Here is a 3277-nt window from a genome sequence, read left to right on the forward strand (position 1 = left end):
GCAGTCGAACTCTCCAGCGGCCCTTAAGCCATTCCTAAACACTTCGCTCTTAGTAGAACCAGAACCGCTCACATCAAAGTTGAAGAACAAGGACAGCACTTTCCCCCTCACCCTGACAGTGCTTGCTAGACGTGAAACGTTTTTGGACGCCGAGGCCAAGACATGCCTGAAGGAGTGTCCCGTAATCCTCCGGGTCTTCTCGATAAAGTCAACAACTTCCTCATTCACCACGTACTCACCCCGCTCTAAGAGCTCCCAGTACAGCTTATTCTTCAGGTCACCAAACTCCAACACTAGCCTCTCCCTTTCCTCCTCGCTTAGACCTCTCAACACTCCAAAAGCCTGGAGTATTGCACGCGCCCCCTCGTAACGCGGCCTCCCAGACACGTATTCGTGGTAAAACTCACTCGTGAACCCCTCTATCCGGTACTTCTCGCATGCAAGCCTCCACGCCTTCTCGTGGGGAGTAAGCACCACAACGCCGTCAAAGTCCCAGAGCACTGCTACAATCATATATAACTGGATAGTAGTATAAAGCTTTAAATAAATAAATTTAATTTTCATAAGAAACATTAATAACTAGAAATCGAGCAACGCCGTCATATTCCACCAGAAAGACCCCCATAGCGAACAACTGGTATGTATATAAGCCCTGTATAATTTGTCAGGTGATCTTCTCATCCGGTGATCAAAAGCTTAAGGCAAAAGCTTCACTTACTTCCCGCTCGGTACAGACCTTGCGATCCGAAGGTAAAGCATGAGGTAATCTTTTTCAAGGGTTATTCGAAGTTATACTTGTGGGATCGAAAAGGTTGATTCTCCCATCCAGGTACATCAGTCTCAAGAGGCTTTACGCTTACTACCTCGCTAAGGAAGAAGGGCTCAAGGGCCTCTCGGAGAGCAGCCAAGCGGCCTACGCGAAAGCAGCGAGCGTGCTTCTGGTAGGCTTAGAAGGGGAGCTGGGCTTCGAGGACTTTAAGACTAGGCTGGCAAAGAGGGTTCTAGAGGATCTCAGGGTGGGCGATGCGTTTGGCGTGTTAAGGAGCGCGGGCCTTCCTGTCAATGGCGATACCCTGTCTTGGGCGCTCTCGAAGGTCGGCGTTAAAGCCAGCGCCAGCACCTGCAAAAGCCTGCTAGGCCTACTAAGGGCCACTGGGGTTGTAAGGGAGCGCCCCATCCCCGTACTGCTGGAAAGACCCGAGGACGGCGTGTACGAGCTCGTCCTTGCGCTCGGCAGGGTCAAGTACAAGCGCATCGAAGGCAGGTTCGCGAACGCGCGCGCTATGGTTCTCAGCCTGGTCAAGGGGGGAAGGGTGGGCGTGAGACTAAGGGACGTCGAGCTTAAGCTGGATGGTGTCGAGGATTGCGATGATGTGAAAGAAGGGGTTCCCGAAGAGTTCCTCGAGAAGTGGAGGGACGTGAACGGCTTCGAGAAGAAGAGGGTCGTGATCCCGGGGGATGCCATTGTCTACGCCTTATTTAAATGAACTCAACAGAAAGATCGACTATCTCAAGCGGGACAGAGAACTGTCAAGGAAGGTTTACGATGCTTTCTCGAAGGGCGTGGCCATCGATGCGCCACACTACCAGCTCAAAGATCTGTTGATTAGGTTCAGGGACATTGACGATTTCCTCCACGATCTTAGGAAACGGTTGGAGGAAGAGAACTACTCAACAGCATACGCGATCCTGGGGGAACCGGGCACGGGAAAAACACAACTGGGGTTCTTCATAGCGCATTACCTGAATAGCGATAACGTGAAGGTCATTTACAACGACCTGAAGTCTGTGGAGGAGCTGCGCCAGCTGAGGAGTAGGGCTCAAGAGCTCGTCCGCACCGGTTACAACGTGGTTCTCATGCTGGACAACCTTGACAGCTTCATTTCACACGTTACTTCAACCCCGAACGGCGCGCGGGACATTTTTGAGCTGGGTAACCTAGTGCAGATGCTCTCCGATAGGCCGCAAGTAGTAGAGGGCAAGCTGAGGGGAGCAGCTGTGATCCTGCTCCTTCATTACAAATGGTTCAACTTCCTCGTAGAGAAGGATCCCAGGCTCAGGCGCGTCAAAGAGCTAAAGTCTTTGCATATGATAGAGTTTGACAAGGCTGAGGCTGTTAAGAAGGAAGTGAGTATGAAGGAGTGGGAGGAGCTGGCGCTCTCCGTTCTAGCTGCCATATGCGCGTACGATGAGAGCTACGAGAGAGCCCTAATGTACGGTGGCGAGGATATAGTCAAGCTGTTCGTTAGATGGAGCGCCAGCCTGCTTGAGCTCAAAGGGAAGATGCCGATGGGACTCTTCATATGGAACTGCTTCAGGTTCTTTGAGGGCGTGCTGAAGGGTCTCTCCCGCAGGCCTCCCGAGCCCATCGAAAGAGGCCGACTCGTCCAACGCCTGGTCGAAACCATTCTCACAAAATCGGAGCTTAAAGTAGTGATAGAGGACGTACAGCTCAACGGCCAGATCGTGTCTGGAAGGAGCTCGGTGTTTGATCGACCAGACCTTGAGTTAAGGCTGTACCAGGGCTTACCCGTAGGAATCCCCGTCAGGAGCTTCTATATGGAGATTAAGAGCGTCAGCTCTAAGAGCAGCATGAGGCAATCCTACGAGCAGCTTGTTCGTTACGCTCGCGAGAAGCCTCTGATCGTGGTCATCCTGGCTGAAGATGTGGCTCAGGTGGAGGAAGAGGTGGAGAGCCTCGAGAGAGAGCACCCGATCGTTTTCTTAAAGTACCCACTGGCGTTATTCGAACCAATAGTGCTTGTTAGCGATGAATCAATGCAGTTCAATCTTTCGAAAATGCTGGATAAGGATATTGCTAGTGATGTTGCATCGGCCATAATGGTTTTATTTTCTAGGAGTAAAGTTAAAGAGGAAGAGTATGGGAAGATAGAACCACATGAAAAGGCTTTAGAGATAATCAGTAAAGCGAAGCTAAGGACAACTACTGTTAGGCAGAGAAAGTTGCATGATATTAAAGAAGCCGTAAAGGAAGTTCTGAAGGTTGAAGATAGTGCTGCGGAAAAGATAGCGCTTGGTATCGCAACATCGTTAACTAAAGAGGGGTTCTTGAGTAGAAAGAGCGAAAAGCTCTTCCAGACGGTGCCCACTGCTTGGAGGGATCGCGAGGAGGGGGCAGTTGAGATAGTATCGAAAATCATCGAGAGATACCAAGCACCGCTCCTCTGACCCTCGGAAGTAAGCCACACCTTTGCCAGCCCAGCGTACCGCCCGGTACTACAATCCGCCCGCACTAAAAGTCACCTTAATCCCCTCC

General features: G+C 51.2%; 3 protein-coding genes. 2 read left to right on the top strand and 1 reads right to left on the bottom strand.

The window, feature by feature from the left end; translation table 11 throughout:
• A partial coding sequence (locus tag ACP5KC_RS09595) for an HAD family phosphatase (RefSeq protein ID WP_428287413.1) occupies positions 1–513 on the bottom strand: 513 nt, incomplete at its 3' end.
• A 284-nt stretch (positions 514–797) separates the two neighbouring features.
• Between ACP5KC_RS09595 and ACP5KC_RS09600 the strand changes: the two genes are divergently transcribed.
• Complete coding sequence (locus tag ACP5KC_RS09600; RefSeq protein ID WP_428287414.1) at positions 798–1487, top strand: hypothetical protein; 690 nt, start codon at positions 798–800, stop codon at positions 1485–1487.
• The gene (locus tag ACP5KC_RS09605; protein ID WP_428287415.1) at positions 1465–3189 is read left to right on the top strand and encodes an AAA family ATPase; all 1725 of its coding nucleotides are present in this window, start codon (positions 1465–1467) and stop codon (positions 3187–3189) included. Before ACP5KC_RS09600 ends, ACP5KC_RS09605 begins: the two co-directional genes overlap by 23 nt.
• The last annotated feature ends 88 nt before the right edge of the window (positions 3190–3277 follow it).

Origin of the sequence: Infirmifilum sp. (genome assembly GCF_049970975.1) — an archaeon.
Taxonomy (GTDB): Archaea; Thermoproteota; Thermoprotei; order Thermofilales; family Thermofilaceae; genus Thermofilum; species Thermofilum uzonense.